Raw genomic sequence first — 25,294 nt, 5'->3', positions numbered from 1 at the left:
ATGTCATGTTGAAATGCGGTGTCCATCGCATGTTCAATGTGGTGCAAAAATGCATACGCCGAAAGACTACGATGAAAGAACAATTTCGCGAAACTCTGAACTGCGCGACCTTCTGAGACAAACTAATCATCACTGGTTCGGAGCCCCCCTCGAAGGCGATCGACCTGCAATATTGACCGCAGCGTGATTTGAAAAAGTGCGCGATCAGAAATTTTCGTCTTTTGCTGACCAAATCTATTGTCTATTCGTAGACCTGGTGTTATCATCCGTCCTTGTGGGTTGGGGTGAGCATTTCCATAAGGAGGAAATCCGATGAACCGAGCTGAGCTCGTAGAAAACGTAGCCAAGGCTACAGGACAACCTAAGTCTGAAGTGACACGCACACTTTCAGCATTCATTCACACCATCACCGGCGCATTGGCCAAAGGCGACAAAGTAACTCTTGTTGGCTTCGGAACTTTTGAACGCCGCATGCGTAAAGCAAGAACCGGCCGTAATCCCAGAACACTGGCCCCTCTCAAGATTGCAGCCGCAAGAGTACCTGCGTTCCGCGCTGGTAAAGAACTCAAAGACATCGTTAACGGCCGTTCTAAGCAACCAAACTTGGTGCTCGCTAAGCCTAAAGCTGCTTCAGCGAAACCAGCTGCTAAGAAAGCTGCAAAACCAGCTGCTAAGAAGGCTGCAAAGCCAGCTAAGAAAGCTGCCAAAAAGGGCGGAAAAAAGAGATAGGTTAGGATCTCTTTCAACTAACTTTTTTGGATTAGGTAAGGTAACGTCAGTCCATCCCACATTGAAGAAACGAGGTCTAGTGATAGACCTCGTTTCTGCTATGCGACTCTTTAACGTACAATCGACAAATTTGCCGGTCGTAATCGTATGCGGTGCTGCTTATAATATTTGGCTGCACCGCATACGGTGTTTGAGAAATTATGCCGTTTAACACGGCTATGCCTGCCAATCGATTAGCTGTTTTCCCGCGCGCTACGTCAGTTGTGCAAAGTGTGATAGCTGCACGGCGATAGTCGTTTCAACACTTTAGATTGCACTCACAATTGCACTGAGCAACAAAAATGGCGACTGCATAACTGGTTAAAAGCGTAGCAAGACCATTCATGAAAGCGATCTTATTCGCGCGAACACTTGTCCTGTCTTTGATTACAAATTCTTATATCCATCAGGGGCATCAGACGCTAGGGATATGCACCACCACTGCCATAGTCTGTGAAATGTAACAAGTTCGACAATTTCTCCAGAAAGCCCTTTAACTGCCTCAACCATCACATTTCACGCCAGAATCTGACCAGACAGTGACATGCCTTCGTGCAGCGTCTCCCGGCTCAGTATACGCGTGCGTTCCATAGCACCTGATGCGATACCAGGCAAAATTGCCGGCTGCAAATCAGGTGTCCCGCCCCAGCCGTATGTCGAGTTGAGCCTGCACATCAAGCTACCCGGCATATTCTCACTGCTTTGTTTTCGCAGCGGCTGCAAACCTTCCCATGAAGAGAAGGAAGACTGCCATGAACTTCGGAATACTTTTCCTGTTTGCATGCGCCGGTCTGATCGGACCCTTCCTCTCTGGTTTTCGCCGACTGTCAGTGCCTCTGGTAGTTGGTGAGATCGGAGCTGGGATCCTCATCGGTCAGACAGGTTTGGGTCTAATCAACCCTGCAGATCCCACGATGGCGTTTCTGTCATCGGTCGGTTTTGCCATGCTCGTTTTTCTGGTAGGTATCAAACTGCCACTTCACGATGCGAATCTTCGCAAGTCGTTCAAGCACAGCTTCACCGCTGTGGCCCTGGTTTTCGCTCTCGCGACACCGGTCGGGTTTCTGCTCAGCGAACTGAGTGGTCTGAGCCCGGCCATTTTCATCTTGATCATCGGCAACAGCTCATCGTCTGTGGTGCTGCCGATCATCTCGGAAAGAGGTCTCTCAGGGCAGACCGTGTTTCTTACCAAGACCTGGATTGCCATCGCCGACGCTGCGACCATCATCGCTCTGCCCCTGGCCATGTCCACGGGCAATATCTTCAAGGTGATGACCGGAGCGGTCGTCGTGACACTGGCTGCAGTGGCGGCCTATTACGCGCTGCGAGCTTTCCAGTCGTCGCAAGTCGGTTCTCACTACCGTCAGCTCTCGAAGTACCGCGGCTGGGCGCTTGATCTGCGCATCTCGCTGGTGCTTTTGATCGGGCTGGCCTGTCTGGCTTCGGCTTTCGGCACGAGTGTTCTCGTTGCCGGGTTTGCCGCCGGAACAGTGGTTTCACTTCTCGGGCACCCGAAGCGTTTCAACAAGCAGCTGATCGGTCTCGCCCAGGGTTTCTTCGTGCCGTTCTTCTTCGTCGACCTCGGTGCAAAGTTGGATGTGCGCGCGCTTCTCAGCAGCGCCTCCAACATCGAGTTGGCTTTGCTGATCTGCGTCTCGACCGTCGTCGTGCACGTCGTCGTCAGCAAGCTCGTCAAGCTGCCTGCTGCCAGCGGTCTCATGGCCACTGCACAGCTCAGCCTGCCGGCTGCCATCGCGTCGATCGGAATGACGACCCACACCATCACATCCGGACAGGGTGCCGCTATTGTCGGCGCCTCACTTCTGTCCCTCATCACCTGCTCAGTCGGTGCGTCGATGATGAGTCGAATCGCCGATGTCGAGCATCCGCGTCAGCCCTGGGAAAAGTAGCTCGCCGAGAGTGCCAAGCAATTAGCGTCTATACGGTGCTAATCGCCAAGCACTCGATGCGCTGCATATCTCAATGCAAGACGTCGAGTAAGGCAATTCGCTATGAACATTGCATCCGCAGTCGCGGTTGCTACGGTCTGCTTCGTGCTCTACCGCGTATTCTTCTGGGTACGCGAGGGAAAGCGCATGCGGACCGCTGGTTACCTGCCTCCCGAACCATCGTGGTTCGGACGAAATTTCTACACGGCTCTTTGCCACATCGGCACCCGCATCGCCTGCGGTCCGGTCAAAGTGCTGGGCAGAGAAAATGCTCAGCATGCCGGCCGATTGGCCATCGTGCCGAACCACCAGCACGGGCTTGACTTCGCGGTAGTACGCGTGGCCATGCCCTGGTCATATCGCCAGATCGGCGCGCTGAAAGAAGCGGCGCGCTTGCCGGGTATGGCTACCCTTGCCGCCTGGATAGGGACCTTCACGGTTCCGGTGCAGGGTGGCAAGGCCAGCACCGGAGCACAAGCTGCTATCGAGGCATGCGCTCGATATCTGACACAGCGTCGCATCAACAAGCTGCTCATGTTTCCGCAGGGCAAGCTGGTGTTCGACAATGTGCTGCGCTCGACCGACTTCCGCACCGGAGCCGTGCGAGCGCTGCAAGCCGCCAACTTGATGATCACAGATGGAGGCGAACCGGCATTCCTGCCGGTGGCAATCTACTACCACCCGCCGACTCGGGCAACGAGCCTTTATCGACGGATGGTGAACAAGCTCTGGCGCAAGTTCTTGTCGGGTTACACAAGCGGACCCGTCTGCGGTGCGACTGTGGTGATCGGGAAACCAATCTCGATTTCGCAGTTGCCCACAGACATCCGGGCTGCCACTGAGGTGCTCCGTCTCGAGATTCAGAATCTTCTGGACCAGGCTATCGCGGCCTCCTGAAGTCTCTTCCTGAGCGAACGCACCACGATGTGGATTTGGTAGAGGGGCTGTTCTGTTTGGTTCAAAACCAGCAGAACAGCCTCCGAACCATTTTTTAAAATCAAATTACTCCTATATGCAGTAGTTGAAACCTTCCAAAACGCATCGTCGGTGCTCCCACCCACTTCACCAGCTGTTCGCACCCGGCTGGCACGGACAGTCGCAGACACCTCACACAGGCCCCGTACTCTCCCCATGGCACACAGCCATGCTCCCAGATACTATCGAGCCATCCGATTCGAGAAACTGGAATGGTCGATGCTCCAAAATTCCTCGATACACCAGCGGCGCCTTCAGGCACCGTCGGAAATTTCGGCGATCTGGCCCAACAGATTCTGGATGGACAAATCTCCCAGCGAAAACCTTCGGCGAACAATCAACTCAACCAGGATGGCAACTCAGCGCCACGCTGGCAGAGTCCCGAAATACAAAGTCCTCAGACGCCCCCGCCAGTCTGGCGTCCAATGCACATCGACCTGCCGATCTGGACACCACCTCTAACCTCACAACTGCCGACTGGTTTTCAACTTCCAAATTATCAAACTCCGACCCTTGACTTACAGCGCATCCCGACACTGCGATCAAACCTCACCGCCGAGAAAAATGACGCTTCGATTTATCACGTAAACTCGGATGAGGCAAAGCTGTACAACGAAAACAGAGCCAGCATCGTGCGAGTCTTCGGTCATGCCAGAGGGCAATCGGCAGATCACGAATATACAGGCTCAGGCTTTTTTGTATCGGATCATGGAGACATAGCCACCGCCTATCACGTCATCAGCGATCTCGATTCAATCAGAGTAACCACATCTGATGGCATCGAACATCCGGGCAGAGTGGTAGCGACTCGCCCAAACGCTGATGTCGCTATCGTTCACATCGATACCAATCGCAGTACACAACCGGTCAAACTTGCCGACACCAGCAACTTTTTGCGCGGCGGCGAGCCCATCTACACAATCGGTCATCCCTCAGGATGGACTAAAGAGTATTTTTCACCAGGACGATATATTTCAACCGATACCATCCGCGATGTCACCGGCTCGAGAGATATTGACAAACAAAATCCAAATCACATTTTACTCACCACCAGCCAGAATATTCCCGGCGGAGACAGTGGCGCTCCCGCATTCAACGCCGAAGGAAAGGTCATAGGCATCGTTTCAAGAGGAGATCAGGGCAGTCATGGATACATGGTTCCAGTCGATGATTTGTGGCCCTTGATGAATAAAGTATCGGCGCCGAAACAGACAACCGAATACAAGCTAAGCGATCTGCCATTTAAGCCTCATTACTCATTCACCCAGGTGCCATATGCAGCCTCAGCCGCCCTGACCGCGTCCAGCATGCTGCGCCAATCGCGAATTCTCGAGGGCATGGGAATTGGAGCACGCGGAGCCGCTGCCGGACTTGCCGGCGTGGAACTGTGGACACAAGACCTGCCCTTCCTGGAGAATGCCTTCCAGCACGGCAGCACACGAGAGCGTGTCAGTGCCGCCACAGAAGTTGGTGCGGACGCCTTGATGATAGGCGGCACCATTCTCACTGTCGTGCCAAGATATAGAAGCTTCGCACCAGCGATGAGCCTGGCGGGGTCATTGTTGAAAGTCGGAAACAGCGTAGCGGCATATCGCTCATATTCCTGACCGTGAATTTCCACTCAAGCAAAACCTGCAAAGAAACATACTTTTGTGCTGAAAGAGAAACTACGCTAACATTTACAAGTTCCAGACAAACTGCTCCGATTAATTGAAAGTCTGGAAGCAGCGAACGAGAGCGCATGCTAACTTTTCACGTCATTACCTTATTTCCTGAGCTGATCGAGACCTATTGCGCGACCAGCATCATCGGCAGAGGTGTCAAAGCCGGTCGTATTGCCGTAAAAACCTACAATCCGCGTGACTTTTGCGAAGATAAATATCGCAAAGTCGACGATACTCCATATGGTGGCGGCGTCGGCATGGTACTGAAACCCGAACCATTCTATGCGGCCCTGGAATCCATTCAACGTGCTGACGGCAGTCCAGTCTGCATGCTGACTCCACAGGGTCAAACGTTCAGCCAGAACATGGCGGAAACGCTGGCGAAAGTGCAAGACATCGTCTTGATTTGCGGTCATTATGAAGGCTTTGACGAGCGAATTCGCTGTGCGGCAACTCTAGAAATCTCAATTGGAGATTTTGTGGTCACAGGTGGAGAGCTTCCTGCTCTGACAGTGCTTGATGCAGTCGGCAGACTGATTCCCGGGGTACTGGGGAAGTTGGATTCGGCCACAGACGAGTCATTCAACAACAGCCTGCTTGAGGCACCACAATATACAAAACCGTCCGAATTCAGAGGCATGGTAGTGCCCGAGGTGCTACGTTCCGGCGATCACAAAGCAATTACGCTCTGGCGGCGCCAGCAAGCTTTGAAACGAACTCTGGAGAGACGACCCGATCTGTTGGAACACGCAAACCTGGACGCCCGGGACCGAGAATTTCTTAACGAGCTGAACGATAAGAAATAGCTATAATTGTGGTGTCAGATATGGTTCTGTATATGGTGCATATACGAGGCGGTAAATTTGCAAATACATCCTCTGGTAACCGTTAAAAAAGCTGCCAACGCTCTCGGCGTTGACCGTGAAGTAATTCGCAACATGATCGACATCGGCGCGGTCAGAGGCGAACGCCGCTTCGTGAAAAACAAAGAGAAGTGGTTTCTTTATCAAGAGGAAGTTCAGGAGTATCTAGACAAGAAAGCTAAAGAACTTTCTGAGCAGGCCTCGCGTACAACCATGGAAGGGCTGGGAGAGTTTTTCCAACCAGAAACTGAAGACGACGCCAACGCGCTGTGTGATGCCAGCGGTAACAACGAGACAACCCTGGCGAGCGATGCGACCACTGAGGAAATCGCGGAGTTGAACGCATCAGAGCCTGTGTTCGTCACAGAAGTGTCTGATACAGCAGAAGATCATCCGGACCGCTTGTACTTGCAGACGACGCGCCATTCTCTGGACCAGATCTTGCATTCACTGACAATCGAATTTACCCAACGATTGTGCGAAGAGAGACAAACTATCTACAATCTGCAACAGCAGTTGGATGAGCGCAATCAGGTCATGGCCGAACTTCCTGACTTAAGACAGAAGCTCGACGAAGTAAAGTCTCTGCAAGAAGCCAAAGATGCAGAAATTGAAAAATTAAAGGCAAATATCGCCACCCTGGAGTCAGACTTGAGCTGGTGGAAAAAGCCCTGGTGGAATCGACTCTTTGCGGGTGGCTCAAAAACCTGATTAGAAGCAGATAAGACAGAATGCGCAATACTTAGCGCTAGCATTTCATACAAACAGCACTGAATACACCCGAATCATGAGCGGTGCCGCGATACCGCAAACAACTGCCTCAGCTCGCATGGCATAGCTGAGTCTGGGTGAATTGTAAGCGCTTGTAAAGCGGTTTGTGAAGCCCGCCTTTATAGGTCTTAAGAGCTTTGAAGTGGTATCAAAAGATACTTCTCCTCATTTCTCTTTTTAAGCAAACAGCAAGCAAAAAAACAGCTGCAACTCAATTTCGCCGGACTACTCGCATCGAACTTTCGATGTGGGACGCGAAATCGAGTGCTTGAGAGCGAAGTGCTGGATGGAGAGACCCTTGTTCTTCAACCTAGATTGGAAGGAACTTACATGGCAGACCATCACCAAGACGCTCCGCCGGCCAACGCCCAGGAGTGCGTTAGCACGGCTCGTCGCTGCATCAGCATCCTCGACAGGGCGATCTTCTCGACGCGCTGGATTCTCTACCCGATCAACGTCGGGCTGTTCTGCGCTCTCATCGTTTACGTCGCCAAGTTCATCGGGGACGACTATGCACTGATCATGAATTCCTCGAAGCTCACGGGCGAGGAGATCATGGTGGCGCTGGTCGGTCTGGTGGACATCGCCATGGTGGCGAACCTGCTCATCATGATGATCCAGGGCAACCACCAGATCTTCATCCGCCGGCTGGAAATCAGCGATGCCCGTGATCGACCGCAATGGCTCGACCACATCGACTCCGGAATCCTCAAGGTGAAGGTGGCCCTTTCGGTCGTCGGCATCACGCTGGTGCAGCTGCTCAAGGATTTCGTGAACCTGGAGCACGTGGAGTGGGACACGACGGTGCATCGCATCATCCTGCACGTCATCGCCCTCGTCTCGGCGCTCCTCGTCGCTCTGATCTGGCGCATCACCCATCCGCAGGCCGGCGCTCACGACCACGGCAAGTAAGCCCCAGGTCGCCAATGTCCGTCGGACTAACCGCCCGGCGGACCAAACCCTCTCAGACTTGAGAGCCCTCAGACACAAACCCCCACAGGTGACGAATTGAGAATCAAACTTTCACTCCTTCTGGCGGTGCCCTTGCTGGCGCTGGCGCTTTCGGGCTGCGATAACAAGCCGCACTCGAAGCACACCAAGCACGAGCACGTCACCGTCAACGAGAAGACCGTCAAGGTCGAGCGCCTCCACGATGGGCGCTACGCCTACTATGACGACGGTTTCTGGTGGTACTACGTGATCCTGATGAACAGCCAGAACTCGTCAACGAGCACGACGAGCAGCGCCTGGACCTCTTCGAACGGACGCGTCAGCCTGCCGGCCGGCGGCTCCTGGTCGAAGTCGACGACGGCGCCGACCAAGGAAGAGATCGCCGAAGAGCAGGAAGCGACCGTCGAAGAGAACGCCAACGGCGAGCCGATGACGGAAGCGGAGGTGCAACAGGCCGAGCAAGCGAACGCCGAGGCGGACGCCGAAGCTGCGACCGAAGGCACCGAGGCCACCACGACCACCGAAGGCACCGAATCGGGCACGACCGACACGGCGCCTGCTGACACCGGCGGTGACACCGGAGGCGGTGACGCCGGCAGTGGCGGCGACAGCGGTGGTGGCGGAGGCGATGGCGGCGGCGGCGGTGAATAACCGCCCCCTCTGACTTCGCTGGGCGACGGAATTCAGCCGGTGGTGTGCGCAAATCGCGCATTACCACCGGCTTTTTGGCACGAACAAAGGTTCGCTCAATTCCCAAAAATTTTTCCGAATTCATAATAGACCGGTCTATTAAAGCCATTTTGGTACGCCGTCCATGTCAACCAGCACAATTCAAGGCACCGCATATAACACCAGCAGAGGGCGACAACGCTAGCCTCGATCTTGCTTAACGCAAGAACAAACTTCGGCACAAACAGAATCATGTCGTTACTTGACTATATGAACGAAATACTTATCAAAATTTCTGGGATACGATTGAAAATGAAGCATCAGCAAACGCCCTGCAGTAATCATCGTAGCCTGATAGAAATTGAAAGAGCCGAGGTCAGAGGCCGCGTTGTCGCATATCTCCAGAGGAAGCACAACGGAAGAAATGACAGAATTATTGAGAGCAAGATCCAGGAAGAGGCGCACGATTGTGCCATCAAGCGCCCTGGTCTGATTGACGCAATCTCTGGTGCGGGCAACGTAAATCGCCCCGTACGAACCGTTCTGAAAAGGCAGTCTTGTGTAGCGCCTGCAACCCACAGGTCTGCCGTTTGAAAACCACAGATCCTGGTAAATTTTTCCTTTGGACCAGGTCTGCTTGCGTCCATCGAAAGTGAAATAAGTAACACGCACCTGTGTGATTGGATGAATCAGTGAACCCGGGTAGTTCAACATGTGATCCATAGTTGTAGTATTCAGCGTGATAAGCCAATCTAAGCCAAGAGTAAAGCGCGTCTCAATGGTAGGGAATTCTTCTTCTTCTGCTCTTACCGACTGGAATCCGCTAAACTGGATTGAGATTATGCCGACAACCAGCATCAACACGGTCATGACATGCCAGCAGCGCCTGCTCTTTGAGTCGGTTTTGGGCATAAGCAAAAACATCAGGCCGTCCAGCAAAAGATCAATGACGATGGCAGATGAGTTGTCTCAAGACTGCTTGAAAGTGCGGTAACAATAACAGATTGAACTCATCCCACACAAACCAAGTTGCCAGGCGCTGTTACTTCTGTAAAGCAGGTGTGATCAAGCAGCTCAGCCGGGTATATCGATAGCAAGCGGCGGAGCGGCGTTAATGAGAAAATTTGGTGCCCTTATAGTCTTTTTGACGACGTTGAATACTTGTTTGCAAACCTCTGCTGCGGCAGTTAGCGGAGAGACTATCAGCAAAGCGATCACAGACGCAAAGCTGGTTGCTCCGGGCTATAAAGTCAATGCCGCAATCTTCCCGGCAGCTCATGAAGTAGTGCTTTCGACATACACAAATACCGCCTCAAAAGACGTGACCACCGACTGCAAGGTCGATGCTCTCCTGATCGCACGCAAAGTAACAGAAACAGCTCCACAAACCGTGCGAGTCAAGGTGCGCTTCTACAACCTTGACCAGAAAAGTTATCGAGAAGTGGTAGTCACCAAACCAGAGTTATCTGCTTTTGCCAGCGGAGCTGTGAAAAAGGACGAGTTACTCAACTCGCTCGAAGTCGTCACAGTCAATACCGCAGATTCGGCAGTCAGTGAAGAAGTAGCCCAAACTCAAGTATCAAAATCGCCAGCTCGAGCCGCTTACACCCTTCAACCAACCAATAAATTGTCGGTCTATCGAAAGTGCGGATTGATGTTTTACTATCCCAGATCCTGGGGCGCAAAAGAAATGGCCACTCAGTGGGGAGACTTTGTCGAGCTGACCACCACAAAAAACGGATGGCAAAGTATAATCTTCCGCTTGCAAGATAAAGAAAGCGCTCAGGAAGCGGCACACGATGAAGACAAGTATTACTGGTCCACGCACCAGCACGTACAGGTGCAAGCACCACGCACGGTGCTAATCGGTTACGGGAAAAATATTGAAGCCACGGTTTATTACATCAAGGACAATTCTAATCCCAGCGACCCGGACCGCTATGAAAAGCACTACTATTTTGGCTATAAGCACAGAATCTACAGCATTTCCGTACGTTTCTGCCGCGCCGATCTGGAGTCTATCAATGCAGACTTGAATACTATCGTGAACACAATAGTGCGCGAGTAATCAAATTCAAAAAAAGACAATTAAGTACGGGCGAAAAGTTCGAAAATTAAGCGGCTGAACATTATGACAGTGCCTGTTCATGCGTCTTCTGTTAGTGCCACGAGAATGCCACAAAATTACCTTAGTATGCGGGTAATCTGAGCCTCTTGCCCTGGGAATCAGATCGACAAATTTGCAAGCGCGGCCGAAACGGCGCGCGATTCGCCTCGAGCAGTACGGATTATGCTCGGGGAATTTGTCGTTGCTATGCTAGTTACGCCATTATCGATCTGCATATGAGATCGCGTGGGTGCCATCTAAGAGACCTGTTAACGGGCAGCTAGCGCAGCGTCTGAGCGCATGATTCGTTTTGTAAACGAATCATGTAACGGCTTTCGTAACACTTTCGCAGACCGAACACAGGCACCCATCTGGTACAGATCAAATAACACTGTTTCTTCTAGTTCTATCTTTCAAGGCGTCGTCCGAGCAACCTCTTCCCGCAGTAAATAACCTTCTCCACCTCGGATCCATGCGAGTGCGCTCGCAGGTCGTGCGCCGCCTTCCATCAAACCTCCAGACAAACGGAGCTCTCATGCGTTTCAAACTGAAAGCGCTCTTCTGCGCCGCAGTTGCCGGCGCCATCTACGCCTACCGACGACGAAGTAAGAGCCAGCGGACCTCTGCCCAGGCAGAGCCACTGGCTGTGACTTTGCCTCCCCTGCACACATCGACTCAGCCCGGTGTTGTGTCAGTCACTATCACCAGCGACGACAAGCGCCTGGCGTCTGCAGCCCCTGTGCGATGGAACCGCTCAGGCGCAGCTTCACCCGGCGAAACTATCGTGCTCAACCCGACGACCACATTCCAGGAGATCGTCGGCTTCGGCGCGGCCTTCACGGACGCTGCCTGCTACAACTTCAACCGCCTGTCTGAAGAGGCGCGCGCCAAGCTCTTCTACGAGCTGTTCCATCCTTCGCAGACGGGTCTCAATCTCTGTCGCACCTGCATCGGCTCCAGCGACTACTCGACGCACGCCTACAGCTACGCCGACGATCCTGCAGACCATGACTTGAAGAACTTTTCCATCGCCCATGACCTCAAGTACATCGTGCCCATGGTGAAAGAGGCGATGCAGCAAAACCCGGAGATGTTCATTTTCTCTTCGCCCTGGAGCCCGCCGGCCTGGATGAAGTCCAATCGCTCCCTGCTCGGCGGCAACATGCAGCGCCGATGGATGCCGCACTACGCGCAGTACCTGCTCAAGTTCCTGCAAGCTTACAAGCAAGCAGGTGTGCCGGTCTCTGCCCTCACGGTGCAGAACGAGGTCGACACCGACCAGGACGGCAACATGCCGCAATGCTCATGGCCGCAGGAATACGAAGTCGACTTCGTGCGCTATCATCTCGGTCCGCTGCTGGAAAAGTCCGGTGAGAAAACACAGATCTGGATGATCGACCACAACTTCAACCTCTGGGGCCGCGCCCTGGCGACGCTCGAAGAGTGGGAGCTGAAGAAATACTGTCGTGCCATCGCCTGGCACGGCTACGTCGGCGACCCAGCCAAAGCCAGCCTGGTTCATGACGCACACCCCGACGTGGACGCCTACTGGACCGAGGGCGGACCGGGCTTCGACGATCCGAACTACGGCAAAGACTGGGCGATGTGGGGGCAGTCTTTCACTCGCTACCTGCGCAACTGGTGCCGTGGTCTGACGGGGTGGAACCTGGCTCTCGACGAGTCTGGCAAACCAAACATCGGACCGTTCAATTGCGGCGGATTGGTCACCATCAATTCGACGACGAACGAGATTTCTTACAGCGGCCAGTTCTGGGCGCTCTCACAGTTCTCCAAATTCATTCGGCGTGGTGCACGTCGTTTTCAGTCACTGGGAGAGTGCAAAGACCTCACCCACGTGGCCTTCAAAAACCCTGATGGCAGCAATGTTGTCGTGCTGACAAACTCGGGCACTGCAAAGACAATCTCACTCGAACTGGACTCGTGGCAAGCGAAAGTTGATCTCGAGCCCAATTCCCTCACCACACTGGTGTGGCACTGAATGGAGTGTTCCAATCACACAAATTCAGAAAGGTCTTCCGTGGAAACGTCTGTACAAGATTGGCAAACCGTTCTGGGCGTCTGAGAAGCGACTGATCGCACTCGGGCACCTGGGAGCCGTCTTGGCGTTGCTGTGCACGGACACCGCAATGGCTATCTACATCGGCCATACTGCGGGCAAGTTCTCGAACGCACTGCAATTGAAGGCGACCGAAGACTTCTACAAGTACCTGGCGTTGTACGTCGGGCTGCTTGTACTGCAGACTCCTGTGCAAGTCTTTTACGGTTACTTGCGCACGCGACTGGCTTTGCTATGGCGCAGCTGGCTCTCCACCGACCTGTTTCGCAGGTACTACGAGAACCAGGCCCATCGCAAGCTGACGCTCAACACCGAAATCGACAATCCGGATCAACGCATGACGCAGGACGTCGATACGTTCTGCAACTCCGCTATCGGCCTGTCGATTTCAATCATCGATTCTCTCTTCAAAGTGCTCAGCTTCATCGGCGTGCTGTGGATCATCTCCAGAACGCTGACCGGCACCGTGCTTGGTTACGCTGCGGCCGGCTCGGTAATTGCAGTGTTGATCGGCAAAAGTCTTGTCTGGCTCGCTTTCCAGCAGACAAAAAACGAAGCCGATCTGCGCTTCAAAGTTGCCAGCGCCCGGGCCGAGGCCGAGTCGATTGCTTTCTGCAAGGGTGAACCAATCGCCTTTGCTCAGGCTCGATCGGCGCTCAAAAACGTCATCGACATTCTGCTTCGAGTGGCGGCCGTGAACAGAAATATTCAACTGTTCACAACCTGCTACAACTTGCTCATGCCACTAATTCCGATGGCAATCATGGCTCCCTATTACTTCAATGGGGAAATCGAGTTCGGCAAAATTGCTGAAGCCGGCATCGCTTTTGCTGCTATCTTCAACGGCTCGACTCTGCTCATCGGTCAGTTCGCAGGCATCAGCGGCTTTGCCGCCAACATCAATCGACTGGGCGGATTCATCGAAGCGATCGATGATATCAATGCTCAGAAAGTGCCCACAGAACCGCACATTGAAGTCACTGAAGGCAAAGAAATCGTCTTCAATGACGTCAGCGTATTTGGACCGAACCCGCAGCATCCCATCGTCGATGCGCTCAATCTGCGCATTCCGGCTGGCTCCAGCCTGCTTGTCACAGGACCGCATCCGGCTCAGACCTCGGCGCTCGTGCGAGTCATGGCCGGCTTCTGGACCGCTGGCAGTGGGCATCTGCAGCGCAACTCGTTCGAAAACACGATGTTCCTGCCTCAAGACCCGTACCTGCCTGACTGCTCGCTGCGGCAATTCCTCAGCGTTCCGGAAGGCGTCGACGAGACTCGCGTCAAACAAGTGCTGCAATCTGTCAAACTCGGACATGTCTTTGATATGTCCGGTGGTCTCGATAGCGAACAAAACTGGAAAGTTCTGCTCACGAAAAGCGAGGTTCACAGGCTTGTTCTGGCACGAGTAGTGCTGGGCAAACGCGAGTGTGTGATTGCCGACGAGATCACCTATGCGGTGGAACCGGGTGAGACTGCGCTCCTCTACGCCATTCTCGGCACGCTGGGAAGCACCGTCATCTCGGTTGGTCAGCCTTCCCAACTGGCCCAGTATCACGACCAGGTGCTCGAACTGCTCGACGACGGCACCTGGAGAGTATATCCCGCCAAGCAGTATCGCGAATTCCCCAAGATTCCGCTGCTGCACGCCCGCCCCATCTGCTTGATGGCACCAGGAGAATGCGATGAACACTACTAGCAAACTGGAACGATGTAGATTCCCAGACGGTTTCGTCTGGGGCACCGGTACTTCCGCCTATCAGATCGAGGGCTCGCCCTTTGCCGACGGCAAGGGCGAGTCAATCTGGGATCGCTTCAGTCACACACCCGGTCGAGTCAAGAACAACGAAAATGGTGACATCGCTTGCGATCACTACGTGCGCTATGAAGCCGATATCGCACTGGCCAGGAAGCTCAACCTGGGCGCCTATCGATTCTCGATTTCCTGGCCGCGCGTGCAACCCTCAGGGCGCGGTCAGTTCAACGAGAAAGGGCTCGAGTTCTACGACAAGCTGATTGACGCTGTCATAGCCCGGGGAATGGAGCCCTTCATCACGCTCTACCACTGGGATCTGCCGCAAGCCCTGCAAGACGAAGGCGGTTGGGCGAACCGAGAAGTCGGTCACCTGTTTGCTGAATACGCCGCCAAAATGGTGGAACGGTTCGGCAATCGCGTCAAGTTCTGGGCCACCTTCAACGAACCGTGGTGCTCAGCCTATCTCGGACATGCCTGGGCCGTTCACGCTCCCGGCATCGCCGATGAGAAACTGGCACCACAGGTGGCGCACAATCTGCTTGTGGCGCACGGTCTCGCTACAATCGCCATGCGAAAGGCGGCTCCGCGCCCACTGCAAATTGGCATTGTGCTCAATCAATCGACGCCCGAGCCGCTCCATCCTGAAGATGCGCAGAAGTGCGAAGAGGCATGGCGCTGGGACTTCGGACAATGGCTCGATCCGCTGCTCAAGGGTTACTATCCGGCTGGAAATGCTGCCCAAATATTCGATCTGGCAGCCGATGATCTGAGCATCATCAGTGAGAAGATCGACTACGTGGGCATAAACTATTACTTCCGGAACGTCATCTCGAACAGCAACTTCAGCCATCCGCTGCCTGGCTCGCACTACACCGACATGCAATGGGAAGTCACTCCCACTGCCCTGCGCACCTTGCTGACGCGAATCTCCAGAGAGTATGACTATCCGACGCTCTATGTCACCGAAAATGGTGCGGCATACGACGACGTCGTCTCGGCTGACGGGCGCGTGCATGATGCGAAACGGCTGGAATACTTGCGCGAACACATCAAGCAAGTGCGCCTGGCTATCGAAGACGGTGCACGCGTCAAAGGCTATTTCGCCTGGTCCCTGATGGACAACTTCGAATGGGCCGAAGGTTTTTCCAGGCGCTTCGGCTTGATTCACGTCGACTATGGTACGCAGAAACGGACCATCAAAGACAGCGGTTTGTGGTTCGCACGCACGGCGAAGCACAACGCCGTCGCTTGTGCAGAAGCTGAATCAAGGCGGCAGAGCGGAATCTCACCTGCTGGTGTGATTTGTGCGGCAGCGTTGATCATCTGCACAATTGCGTATCTGTACCTGACCAAACACTGATCCACAACTACCAATGGTGCCATCGAACGCGGTGGCACCATGGACTTGCTTTAACGATGCATTGGTTTAAGACATTTCCAAAAGAAGCGCATCGCTCCGATGTCGCAATCGAAAGTCGACGGAGGACTCACACAGGGTCCTCCGGTCGCCTGCCGGATCGTATGAATATAGTCAATTACTGGTTTTTCAACGAAGACCAGACCGTCTGACAATTTTTAAACACGCCAGATACTACAACAAACAGTACAACCAGAAGTCCACGCAGACGCCCTGGACACTTCCGTTCAAAGACGATTCGGACTCGCCGCAGCCAACCAGTATTTCCAAAAAATACACAAATCATTCCGGAACAATTCCCTGCCACTTGTCTAAAGTGACTGCGTTGGCACAATGAAAACGGATCAAGGCAATGTTCAACTCTCTTCTTCAACAGGCTAAACAACAAGTTGTACGCGATCAGTCCGCCAATTTAGACGAACAGGCTCGCAACAAGAGAATTGTCGACGCCCGCATATTCAGACAGAGAACATCTTCCAAATACTCCGAGCAGACTCTGCGATTGGACCATGCAAACCTCAACCAGGTCTGGACTGAATGTGTGGCCGAAGCGAAAGAAGTGGCAGCCGTCCAGAACTATGAAAGAGCCGAAGAGCTGCTCAAACAATCAATCCAATATTCAACCAACGCACAGCAGCTCGCTTTCAGCACAAGTTTCCTGGCAGAAATCTACTATCAGCAACATCAATACGAAAAAGCCGAGCCACTGAGCCTGAAAGTGTTGGCTCTGTACAGACAAAACCAGGACTCTACAAATCGGGCTGATCTGGCAACGGCACTGCACAACACGGCTTTCCTGTATCAGGCTATGAAACGGTTCGATCTGGCAGAAAAACACTATCTAGAGGCAGTGCAGGTTCGCTCCCAATTCATGGAGGGTACCGACGCCCTGATGGTGGCATTAATCGAGGACTATAAAAGTTGCGTCCGCGAAAGAAACAGAACAGGCAATCCATGCACAAAAACTATTCAGTTTCTTTCACAAAATTGAGACATTCGCTGTCTAAGGTTGAACACAGAAGGAGGATTTTCGAGAAGACAACACGTGACACGATAATTCCACGAACGTTCGCTATGGTACATGCATTCAGCCTCTTGCCCAAAGTACTGAATTCATAGCCAATGCAAGCGCCACGAACTGCACTTTCAGCGCTTGCCCAATCGTTCCTGCCTCTTGCCCAAGGGTTTTGGAACAGACAAAACAGAAGCACTCAGTGCTCTAACTCGAGTCATGGCTCGAGTTTTTGTCTTTTCAGAGAAAATTGAAGCAACGCATAAGCCGGGTTCTGTTCTAGACTGTCATCTCTCTGGGAGCATGGTTTCCCATACCCTCTAGCAGCTTCGGCAACTCAGGTTGGCGGGCAACCAATTTCTGAGCTATACCTTCGCCTTGCACCTTCAGCGGGGTTTACCTAGCCAAAGCCTCTCGACTTTGCTGGTGACGCTTTTACCGCACCGTTGCACCCTTACCTGACGAGTCAGGCGGTCTTCATTTCTGTGGCACTATCCTCACGCTCACGCGCACTGGGCGTTACCCAGCAACCAGCCCTGTGGTGCCCGGACTTTCCTCATCCGCCGAAACGGACGCGACAGTCTGCGTTACTTCAAAACCCATTATAGAAGCTCGGACAGAGTTGGTGCGAGCTAGCGGCACAAAAGGAGCGCCCGCTAGCGCGAGCCTTAAATCCCCGCTTGAAGCTTGCACCGGTTCTGCCAGCTCCAGACGTCGATTGCTTTGAGCGCTTCAACTTACTTAAGGTCGAGACAACCACCTTTACATCCAGTTCCAGTAAAACTCGACCCACTAAACAAAAGCCTTTCTCACAACTCGTCGAATCTATCGATTGCTCACAGCAATCAGGTAAGTGCCTCGAATTTGAAGAATGCTAGCGCCAACGTGGAGAGGTGGTCGTTTCAGCAAACAATCAACAAACCATTATTACCAATGAAACCGATCACAGTGTCCAACAATTCTTCCACCTCAGCCTTCGCAGCTCTGCTCGCCGGGCTCACCTTCAACAACCCGGAAATCGGCGATATCGTCGACGGAGAGGTGATGGCCTCGACGCGGGGCGGATTCATCGTCAACATCCGCACCAAATCGGATGCCTTCCTCGAACTCGACGAAGCCGGTGACCTGAAAGTGGGCGACAAATCGCGCTTCGTCGTGATCAAGAAAGAAGACAGCGATGAGGAGTTTACCGTCTCCCACAAGCGCGTTGCCTCGACTGAACAACGCCAGGCGGCCTGGAGCAACCTGACGGCGCTGGTCAAAAGCCAGGCTACCACGCAAGCGCATGTGACGGCCCTGTCGCGCGCGCGTGCCAACGATAGCTTCGCCGGCGCCCAGGCCACCATCGACGGTATCAAGTGCTTCATTCCGCGGCGCGAACTGCTCTTCTTCGGCAATCCGAATAACCTCGTCGGCACCGACATTCCGGTGAAAGTGACGAGTTGCGACAACCAGAGCGGGCGCAAAGGCGATGTCATCCTCAGCCACGCGCGAGCCGTGCAAGAGCAGCAGCGCGACTTCATCGCCACTCTCAAGTGCGGTACCCTGGTCAAAGGCAAGGTGGCACGCATCCTCGGCGATGAGAAAGGAGCGCTCATCGACCTGGGCGGCACGACGGCACTCCTGCCCCGCAATGAACTGGCGCAGAGTCGCTCCGCTCGCGTCGCCGACCTGGTCAAGGTCGGTGAAGAACTGGAGCTCGAGGTGCTTCGCACCGACGCCAAAAACGGCACCGTGCACCTCAGTCGCATCGGCGCCGTCTTGAGCTCGCTCAAGTACGGGCAAGTGACCGGCGGCGTGGTGGCGAGCGTGACTGCGTATGGCGTCTTCGTCAGCCTGCAGGGCTGCATCGATGGACTGCTGCACGATTCGGAGCTGGATGGGGCGGCGAAAGCCAGCTTCACCGCAGGCGCCGAAACCTCAGTGCGCATCAAATCAGTGGACGTGAAGCAGCGCCGCATCTCGCTGACGCTGGTTGGCCTGCCCAAGCAGCACTGATCGCGGCTGCGCAGCAGCGCTTGCAGAGTAACTGCAAGGCTCGATCAAACAAGGGTCCGGGTTGAAGCCCGGGCCCTTGTTTTCGATTCAATTTCTTTTATATGCTTTAGTATATAAGGTCGACCGCTGCACCAAATATGATGGCAAGGACAGATTTGTGAATTTCAAGAGTATAGTTCGTGAATTTGAGGGGACATTCTTGTGCACTAATGCGGACGAAAACCCAGTCATAGAGCCAGTTGCGCGAGCTTTGAAAGAAGAGTTTTGTAAAAAGTAGCGAAGCTGCCGATTTCGATCTTGCACCACGCGCAGTTTCTCACTAACAATCAAGAGACACGCCCTTTACATCTCAAGACACTCCCGAAACTCCGGATCAATCGCTCACTCAACTATCAAAGACGCAACTGCAGTAATTCAGTTGCGTAACTGCTGACGAAAGGAAATATCTCATGAGCTCCTCGACAATGACCGCAGACTTGCAGGGCATCAGCTTCCTGAACGATGCACCCGAAGCGCTGATTTTTGCTCTCACTCACAACTCAAGCACCCCCAACGAAGTGCTGGTCAGCTTCGAATTGGGCTACGGTGAGCCTTGCACCTTCGACATGGACCTGACCAGGTTGCGTCGAGCCTTGCTTCCCGAAACCTGTGTCTTCCACGCGATCATGCCTTACTCGACTGCCGAAACTGAGTTTGTCGACATCAGAAAAACACTGGAAGGAGACTTTGTCTCAGGCTTCCAGGCGGGCTTCATCTTCGACTTGATTATCGAAGGAATTGAACATCAGGTCTGGCTCCCGCTTGACGGATTGCTGCAATTCCTGGATAGCGTGCCAGGTCTCAAGAAAGCAACGCATGATTGCTCAGCGGAGCTGACTGTGAGCGAAGAGGAGTTCGACCGCATCAGGCCCAAACCTCTCTAGACACAGAACGAAATTGCGCAGCTGGGGCGGAAAAACTGCTCGCGCAAGGTGGCGAACCAGCGCATCCGCATGCCTTCGCGCGAAGCAGTGAGGCAAAATGGCGCATTTTTACATGCAATTACATTGTAAGTTCTGGTTACAGTACAGACCCGGCAGCGCCCCACACCGCACTATCGGCGCCGTGTAACACAGTTGTCATTCACAAAAATTAGCGCCATCGGTGTCTCCAGGTTTGTTAGAACGAAGTTACGTCTTATCTTTCCTGCTCTCCCTGCCGCCACCTTCAGAACCAACTGATTTCCCTGCTCATGACACTCAAACACGCAGCTGTGACTGCTGAGTGGTTGCAGGCGCAGACGATCTGACGTAATTTGCCACAACAACCAGGAATTTTTGTATGGACGCTGATACCTTCCCGATCACTCATCAGACCCTGATCGAGAGCCACCGCCAGCGCTATCGCATCGACGCTCAAGCGGCACTCGATGGCGTCAAGGAGGTCAGAGTCAGGGATGATTGCGGCATTTTCCCCAGGGACGTCGACTACAAGTTCATCGAAGGGATGGAACGTCGACTGCCCGCCGGTCTCTACAACGGCGACCTGCGAACCGAGCTGTGCACACGCATCAAAGCCAACCTGCCCGTGCCCGAGCTCGACGCTGTACTGAGCGAATACGTGACCCGACTGACCGGACGGCTGCCCGACGGCAGGCGCGTTTCGGTGCTGGTCGACTCGCATCCGCTCGTCTCCGCCGCCTGACTCACAAGTCTCTTTTTTCAGTGAGCTCGCGCTCGCTGAACGACAACAAGCTTCACTCGAACCAATGGGAGTTTCTTCCATGCTGCAGTCCATCTTTTCCTCTTTCGCCGCCCTGGGCAGTTTCCTGTTCTCGGTCTGTGTCGTCGCAGCCGCTGTTGTCGGCTGTCTGGTGAGCACGGGTGTGCTCGTGCAACAGGTCGGAACCAGGATCTTCGGCGCCAGCGACGACAAGAGCACCAGCTCCGGCATCAAGACCGGCGCCGTACTCGGTTTCGTCTGGTCGGTGGTCTCCATCTACCAGGTGGGCAACATCACCGCGCTCTTCAGCGTGATCGGACTGTGCACGACCATGCTCTTCTTCGCCTGGCTGGTCTGGCTCTTCGGGCCCGAGAGCCGGTCGACCAAATTCGACTGAGTAAGCTTGGCACCAAGCTTCGATTGATTCGGGCCGCAAAAATCGCACAGGAGGTAGCTCTTTTGCCTCCTGTGCGGATTTTGTGCCGCCTGCCTTTTGCCTGAGACATCCGCTTCAACCCTGCACTCTATTCGGTGCAGGGCTTTGTCTGATTCGCTTCCACTGGAAGACGAATCTTCAGCGGGAAAGCACTCCAACTTTCTCGTTTCGGCTGTCGCCAGTGCCGCGATCAGCCAAAATCCGCAATGGCTGGCGCTGTGTTGCTGGAGCAACTGCACAACGGTTGTTCGATCCATGCAGCGTTTCCATGAAAGACAGACCCTCGCTGTGAAGCGAACAACTCAACAAGGAAAGTATATGACCCAGAAGACCTCCCCGAAGGCTGCCCCCGCCGTACCGGAACGCTTTGCCGGCATCGTGCGGGAATACACCCCCGAGCAGGTTCAACTGCTGCGCCCCGCCCTGCAGAACGACTACGTCATCGCTCGCCGCGGCGCGGAGCGCCTGTGGGCCGAGATGCACACCTCCCCCTTCGTGGCGGCACTGGGCGCCATGAACGGCTCCCAGGCGACCAACTACGTCAAGGGCGGGCTGCGCGCCATCTACCTGAGCGGCTGGCAGGTGGCTGCCGACGCCAACCTGGCCGGCGAGACCTACCCCGACCAGAGCCTCTACCCGTCCAACAGCGCACCGGCACTGGTGAAGAAGCTGAACAGCGCGCTGGCCCGCGCCAGTCAGATTCAGAAGCTGGAAGGCGGCGACCTCGACTACTTCGCGCCCATCGTCGCCGACGCGGAAGCCGGCTTCGGCGGTCCGCTGCAGGCGTACGAGCTGATGAAGTCGATGATCGAAGCGGGCGCCTCCGGCGTGCACTTCGAAGACCAGCTCGCCTCCGAGAAGAAGTGCGGACACATGGGTGGCAAGGTGCTCGTGCCCACCTCGCAATTCATCCGCACTCTGCAGGCGGCTCGGCTCGCGGCCGACGTCCTCGACGTTCCCACCGTGCTGATCGCGCGCACCGACTCGCTCGACGCCACGCTGCTCACCAACGACATCGACCCACGCGACCGCCCCTTCATCACGGGCGAGCGCACCGACGAGGGCTACTTCCGCGTCAAGGGCGGGCTCGACTCGGCCATCGCCCGAGCGCTGGCCTACGCGCCCTACGTCGACGTGCTCTGGTTCGAGACCTCCAAGCCCGACCTGGAGCAAGCTCGCAAGTTCGCCGCGGCCATCCACGAGAAGTTCCCCGGCAAGCTGCTTTCGTACAACTGCTCGCCCTCCTTCAACTGGAAGGCGCACCTGAGCGACGAGCAGATCTCTTCGTTCATGAAGGACCTGGGTGACCTGGGCTACAAGTTCCAGTTCGTCACCCTGGCCGGCTGGCACGCCACCAACATGAGCGCTTTCGAGCTGGCGCGCGGCTTCGCAGCCGAGGGCATGACCGCCTACTCGCGCCTGCAGCAGCAGGAGTTCGCTGCCGAGCCTGAGGGCTACACCGCCGTCAAGCACCAGCGTGAAGTCGGCGCCGGCTTCTTCGACTCGCTGGCCATGGCAGTGACGGGCGGCAAGTCGTCGACGACGGCGCTGGCCGGCTCCACCGAAGAAGAGCAGTTCAAGCACTAGTTCGGTCATCAAATGTTCGGCGTGTGCACCACTTAAGCAGAAAACCTCTGCCCGGGTGCACACGCATCTCAATTTTTCGGAAGCGGCTAACAAAGCCGTTTTCGGTGGACTCCTTCTGTCGCTCCCACAAGGCGCGCACAGCAACGAGACACACCCATTACACACACAGATTGAATGGAATTTTAAAATGTCGAACATGCGACTGAACAATGCCGTCGAAGAAGCTCTCGGTCAGAGCGACGAGTGCAGAAGCGGAGGGACCTGCCTCGGTGTCGCGAACACCGTCGTCGTTCCCGCCATCGCCAGCGGTGCACAACCGAGCCAGACCCGTCTGCAAGCGCTGCGCATCAACCATGCCGAAGACGAGCAGTACGGCATGCGCCACCACGACTGAACAGCGCTGACTGAGCGCGTAATAAAGCACTGAGAGTCTTAACTTATGGGAGCCTGCAGGTAACTCTGCACTCCCATTTTTTTGAGATTTTCTGCTATATCAAATAGTTGAAAACGCCTGAAAAGTAAAACAATTCGGCGATACCAAATCTGAACAAAAGAAAGTTGCTTGAGTTGCTTGAATATATGCGGGAGTTCGTTGGAAGCCCGGACGGTCTGCATTCCTGCTGACCGTCCGGGAAATCAACCTGAGAAGCAAACACTCACAATGAGTGCTGCTTCAGTCCGACGATCAATTGTCGGACGACGGGAAGAGCGTGCTCACGAGCGAGAGCATGGCGCCGGCGCCGATGGTCGGCCAGAAGCCGAGCAAGACGACGCTCGACATGATGCTCGAGGCGAGCCAGAGCGCGATGGCGGAGATGCTTGCGGAGATGGCGAAGTAGACCAGGAAGGCGCCGAGGCGACCGCCCAGAAGACCGCCGACTCCGACCGAGAGCAGACCGACCGAGACGAGCGCCGGGAAGAGCACGACCTTGGTCAGGAAGCCGGCCAGGGCGACCAGGATGACCGCCACGACGGCACCGCCGGCGCCACCATGGAAAGCGAGCAGCCCCATGGCAGGAAGGGCGAAGAGGACCAGCAGGGTCTTGAGGATGAGACGGATGAGCATTGCTTAGATTCCTTTCGAAGTGCAATTTGACGTGAGCTTAGATGTGATGCGAATCAGCCGGTGCTCAAGACGCTGAGGTCCTGAACCGGCTGAGTGCATGATGTAGACGTGTCAGTTCCAGTAATCTTCGCTTTCAATACGCGGCAAAATCGGCGTGTAAATGAAAGCGCGAGGACCGCTGTGAACTCGCTGGAAGCCCGAGACTATTGTGTCTTGACGCACGCGGAAACGATGTACGTCGCCACGCATGTGGAAGATCACAAAGAGAAAAGTGCCTTCGCTTGTAGTGTTGAGCTGACCACTGAGGGAACTCACACCACGATCGGTTTCAGGCAGAGTACCGGTCTTACCGGTGACGGAGCCTGCCTGTCCGGCACCATTCAAGCGCCTCTTCAACGTTCCTTCATCGACTCCGGCTACAGCCAGCAAGTCGGTGAGCGACAGTTGGTGCTTCTTAAGTTCAACTTGGAACGCCTGCAGAATTGTCATCATCGCTCGAGGGGAGAGACGATTGACGTAAAGTCCACTGGTCGAGGAAAGCTGAACTTCGGCAGCATCAATGCCTAAAGCGTTGATCAAAAACGTGCGCAGTGCAGCCGGACCACCGAGCATGGCGCCGAAGCGTTCTGCCATGTTGTTGTCCGAGTGACAGAGCATGATCTTGAGAATGTCTTTCAGAGGCGGTGCGTTGTGGGTGGCAAGCAAGGTAGCCGCAGCAGGTGCAGAACCGACTTTGACCGACCCGGTGATGGCCACTTCCGGAGAACCGTCAGGCAAGAGACCGCTCTCACTGCGGAGGGCGGGCGACTTGTGATGCGGGTCAAGAATGGCCAGCAATTTTTCGCCTGCAGCCGCGCCCGTTGTGCGCAGTTCCATGGAAAAATCGGGCGAAACATAGAGGCTGCCTTTGACAGATTTGATGCCCCGTGCAGCCAGCAGTTTAGCCAGCTCACGAGCCTGCTTCTCGCCAAAGAGCATGTAGCGACCACTGACGTAGAGGTCGCCGTCGAGAACACCGTCGGCATTGACTGTGCCAGTGGTGCGTACTTCGGTGGTGAACCGATAGTCCGGTCCCCAGTTGCGCAACGCCCACAATGAAGTGGGAATTTTGACATTGGAAGCCGGGTTGAACAGGGCCGTGGTGTTGCTGGAAATTATCACCTTGCCGGTGCTTTCCTCAACGACCATGAGCCCTTCCAGCGATCGCGGAGCGCGAGCGCGGCGGGTCTTGCCGCGCACGTGAGCCTTGCCCGACTGATGTGACTGTGCAGTCACCGACAGATGGGAAGGCTTACGGGGGCGAGCTTGAGCGGGAGTGGAAAGAAACATTGTTGTGCACAGGGCCGCTGCTAGCGATGCGCAGGCCCATTTTCTTGTTGTATCCTTCATAACGTTGATTCCGTATTGTCCGGAATGCGCACCGTCCATGGTGCGCAACTGGCAGCGCGACTTTTCTATGCCGTCGCGCCGCGAGCCGAATCTTCTAACTTGGTCGGCAGCTCGAAAGCCGCCGACCGGCGGGGTATCGCT

At 54.8% G+C, this 25,294-nt stretch carries 20 protein-coding genes, 1 other RNA gene and 2 pseudogenes; 18 read left to right on the top strand and 5 right to left on the bottom strand.

Features of this window, described 5'->3' with window-relative positions:
* Positions 1-312 precede the first annotated feature (312 nt).
* The 7 genes and pseudogenes from EKK48_09415 (at position 313) to EKK48_09385 (ending at position 7,902) form a co-directional block, all read left to right on the top strand.
* Positions 313-594: pseudogene (locus EKK48_09415) on the top strand (HU family DNA-binding protein).
* Positions 595-1,499: 905 nt separating this feature from the next.
* Entirely contained in the window at positions 1,500-2,678 is a 1,179-nt protein-coding gene (locus EKK48_09410; protein RTL43106.1) for a hypothetical protein, read from the top strand.
* Positions 2,679-2,780: 102 nt separating this feature from the next.
* Positions 2,781-3,614, top strand: a complete 834-nt coding sequence (locus tag EKK48_09405; GenBank protein RTL43105.1) for a 1-acyl-sn-glycerol-3-phosphate acyltransferase — start codon at positions 2,781-2,783, stop codon at positions 3,612-3,614.
* Positions 3,615-3,904: 290 nt separating this feature from the next.
* Positions 3,905-5,299, top strand: a complete 1,395-nt coding sequence (locus tag EKK48_09400) for a serine protease (GenBank protein ID RTL43104.1) — start codon at positions 3,905-3,907, stop codon at positions 5,297-5,299.
* Between the two features lie 134 nt (positions 5,300-5,433).
* Entirely contained in the window at positions 5,434-6,162 is a 729-nt protein-coding gene (trmD, locus tag EKK48_09395; GenBank protein RTL43103.1) for a tRNA (guanosine(37)-N1)-methyltransferase TrmD, read from the top strand.
* A gap of 57 nt (positions 6,163-6,219) precedes the next feature.
* Entirely contained in the window at positions 6,220-6,930 is a 711-nt protein-coding gene (locus EKK48_09390) for a hypothetical protein (GenBank protein RTL43102.1), read from the top strand.
* A 390-nt stretch (positions 6,931-7,320) separates the two neighbouring features.
* On the top strand, positions 7,321-7,902 hold the full coding sequence (locus tag EKK48_09385) for a hypothetical protein (protein RTL43101.1): 582 nt from the start codon (positions 7,321-7,323) through the stop codon (positions 7,900-7,902).
* Between the two features lie 599 nt (positions 7,903-8,501).
* Here the strand turns inward: EKK48_09385 and EKK48_09380 are convergent.
* Positions 8,502-8,585: pseudogene (locus tag EKK48_09380) on the bottom strand (LysM domain-containing protein).
* 283 nt (positions 8,586-8,868) lie between these two features.
* Positions 8,869-9,480, bottom strand: coding sequence for a hypothetical protein (locus tag EKK48_09375; protein RTL43100.1), 612 nt, complete (start codon positions 9,478-9,480; stop codon positions 8,869-8,871).
* Positions 9,481-9,724: 244 nt separating this feature from the next.
* Here EKK48_09375 and EKK48_09370 point away from each other — a divergent pair, with 244 nt between their 5' ends.
* The 5 genes from EKK48_09370 to EKK48_09350 all read left to right on the top strand — a co-directional run bounded on the left by EKK48_09370 (position 9,725) and on the right by EKK48_09350 (position 16,955).
* The gene (locus EKK48_09370; protein RTL43099.1) at positions 9,725-10,678 is read left to right on the top strand and encodes a hypothetical protein; all 954 of its coding nucleotides are present in this window, start codon (positions 9,725-9,727) and stop codon (positions 10,676-10,678) included.
* 511 nt (positions 10,679-11,189) lie between these two features.
* Positions 11,190-12,716, top strand: coding sequence for a hypothetical protein (locus EKK48_09365; GenBank protein RTL43098.1), 1,527 nt, complete (start codon positions 11,190-11,192; stop codon positions 12,714-12,716).
* Positions 12,628-14,490, top strand: a complete 1,863-nt coding sequence (locus EKK48_09360; GenBank protein RTL43097.1) for an ABC transporter ATP-binding protein/permease — start codon at positions 12,628-12,630, stop codon at positions 14,488-14,490. The genes EKK48_09365 and EKK48_09360 overlap by 89 nt, the downstream gene beginning before the upstream one ends.
* 4 nt (positions 14,491-14,494) lie before the next feature.
* Positions 14,495-15,907 carry a beta-glucosidase gene (locus EKK48_09355; protein ID RTL43236.1) on the top strand — a complete coding sequence of 471 codons (1,413 nt, stop codon included), beginning with the start codon at positions 14,495-14,497 and terminating at the stop codon, positions 15,905-15,907.
* Positions 15,908-16,316: 409 nt separating this feature from the next.
* A complete protein-coding gene (locus tag EKK48_09350) occupies positions 16,317-16,955 on the top strand; it encodes a tetratricopeptide repeat protein (protein RTL43096.1) in 639 nt (212 codons plus the stop codon).
* 269 nt (positions 16,956-17,224) lie between these two features.
* On the opposite strand, the gene rnpB is transcribed toward EKK48_09350, so the two are convergent.
* Positions 17,225-17,570: RNase P RNA component class A (gene rnpB / locus EKK48_09345), an RNA gene on the bottom strand.
* 339 nt (positions 17,571-17,909) lie between these two features.
* Between rnpB and EKK48_09340 the strand changes: the two genes are divergently transcribed.
* From EKK48_09340 to EKK48_09315, 6 genes are all read left to right on the top strand, one after another.
* On the top strand, positions 17,910-18,974 hold the full coding sequence (locus EKK48_09340; GenBank protein RTL43095.1) for a 30S ribosomal protein S1: 1,065 nt from the start codon (positions 17,910-17,912) through the stop codon (positions 18,972-18,974).
* Between the two features lie 449 nt (positions 18,975-19,423).
* Positions 19,424-19,897, top strand: coding sequence for a hypothetical protein (locus EKK48_09335; GenBank protein RTL43094.1), 474 nt, complete (start codon positions 19,424-19,426; stop codon positions 19,895-19,897).
* Between the two features lie 397 nt (positions 19,898-20,294).
* Positions 20,295-20,657 carry a hypothetical protein gene (locus tag EKK48_09330; protein RTL43093.1) on the top strand — a complete coding sequence of 121 codons (363 nt, stop codon included), beginning with the start codon at positions 20,295-20,297 and terminating at the stop codon, positions 20,655-20,657.
* 79 nt (positions 20,658-20,736) lie between these two features.
* On the top strand, positions 20,737-21,072 hold the full coding sequence (locus EKK48_09325) for a hypothetical protein (protein RTL43092.1): 336 nt from the start codon (positions 20,737-20,739) through the stop codon (positions 21,070-21,072).
* A gap of 357 nt (positions 21,073-21,429) precedes the next feature.
* Positions 21,430-22,698 (top strand): isocitrate lyase, encoded by a 1,269-nt coding sequence (gene aceA / locus EKK48_09320; protein RTL43091.1) that lies wholly within the window; start codon positions 21,430-21,432, stop codon positions 22,696-22,698.
* 55 nt (positions 22,699-22,753) lie between these two features.
* Positions 22,754-23,092 carry a hypothetical protein gene (locus EKK48_09315; GenBank protein RTL43090.1) on the top strand — a complete coding sequence of 113 codons (339 nt, stop codon included), beginning with the start codon at positions 22,754-22,756 and terminating at the stop codon, positions 23,090-23,092.
* Positions 23,093-23,383: 291 nt separating this feature from the next.
* Here EKK48_09315 and EKK48_09310 read toward each other — a convergent pair whose 3' ends face one another.
* Positions 23,384-23,764, bottom strand: a complete 381-nt coding sequence (locus EKK48_09310; protein ID RTL43089.1) for a hypothetical protein — start codon at positions 23,762-23,764, stop codon at positions 23,384-23,386.
* A 111-nt stretch (positions 23,765-23,875) separates the two neighbouring features.
* Entirely contained in the window at positions 23,876-25,192 is a 1,317-nt protein-coding gene (locus tag EKK48_09305; protein RTL43088.1) for a hypothetical protein, read from the bottom strand.
* Positions 25,193-25,294: the final 102 nt, after the last annotated feature.

Source organism: Candidatus Melainabacteria bacterium (assembly GCA_003963305.1).
Classification (GTDB): domain Bacteria; phylum Cyanobacteriota; class Vampirovibrionia; order Obscuribacterales; family Obscuribacteraceae; genus PALSA-1081.
This window is presented reverse-complemented; position numbering and strand designations above follow the sequence as displayed.

What these genes read in the sequence shown, in the direction of transcription:
- EKK48_09410 (RTL43106.1), top strand. Translation starts at nt 1,500, where the DNA reads ATGAAGAGAAGGAAGACTGCCATGAACTTCGGAATACTTTTCCTGTTT.
- EKK48_09405 (RTL43105.1), top strand. Translation starts at nt 2,781, where the DNA reads ATGAACATTGCATCCGCAGTCGCGGTTGCTACGGTCTGCTTCGTGCTC.
- EKK48_09400 (RTL43104.1), top strand. Translation starts at nt 3,905, where the DNA reads ATGGTCGATGCTCCAAAATTCCTCGATACACCAGCGGCGCCTTCAGGC.
- trmD (RTL43103.1), top strand. Translation starts at nt 5,434, where the DNA reads ATGCTAACTTTTCACGTCATTACCTTATTTCCTGAGCTGATCGAGACC.
- EKK48_09385 (RTL43101.1), top strand. Translation starts at nt 7,321, where the DNA reads ATGGCAGACCATCACCAAGACGCTCCGCCGGCCAACGCCCAGGAGTGC.
- EKK48_09375 (RTL43100.1), bottom strand. Translation starts at nt 9,480, where the DNA reads ATGACCGTGTTGATGCTGGTTGTCGGCATAATCTCAATCCAGTTTAGC.
- EKK48_09370 (RTL43099.1), top strand. Translation starts at nt 9,725, where the DNA reads ATGAGAAAATTTGGTGCCCTTATAGTCTTTTTGACGACGTTGAATACT.
- EKK48_09365 (RTL43098.1), top strand. Translation starts at nt 11,190, where the DNA reads ATGCGAGTGCGCTCGCAGGTCGTGCGCCGCCTTCCATCAAACCTCCAG.
- EKK48_09350 (RTL43096.1), top strand. Translation starts at nt 16,317, where the DNA reads ATGTTCAACTCTCTTCTTCAACAGGCTAAACAACAAGTTGTACGCGAT.
- EKK48_09340 (RTL43095.1), top strand. Translation starts at nt 17,910, where the DNA reads ATGAAACCGATCACAGTGTCCAACAATTCTTCCACCTCAGCCTTCGCA.
- EKK48_09335 (RTL43094.1), top strand. Translation starts at nt 19,424, where the DNA reads ATGAGCTCCTCGACAATGACCGCAGACTTGCAGGGCATCAGCTTCCTG.
- EKK48_09330 (RTL43093.1), top strand. Translation starts at nt 20,295, where the DNA reads ATGGACGCTGATACCTTCCCGATCACTCATCAGACCCTGATCGAGAGC.
- EKK48_09325 (RTL43092.1), top strand. Translation starts at nt 20,737, where the DNA reads ATGCTGCAGTCCATCTTTTCCTCTTTCGCCGCCCTGGGCAGTTTCCTG.
- aceA (RTL43091.1), top strand. Translation starts at nt 21,430, where the DNA reads ATGACCCAGAAGACCTCCCCGAAGGCTGCCCCCGCCGTACCGGAACGC.
- EKK48_09310 (RTL43089.1), bottom strand. Translation starts at nt 23,764, where the DNA reads ATGCTCATCCGTCTCATCCTCAAGACCCTGCTGGTCCTCTTCGCCCTT.
- EKK48_09305 (RTL43088.1), bottom strand. Translation starts at nt 25,192, where the DNA reads ATGGACGGTGCGCATTCCGGACAATACGGAATCAACGTTATGAAGGAT.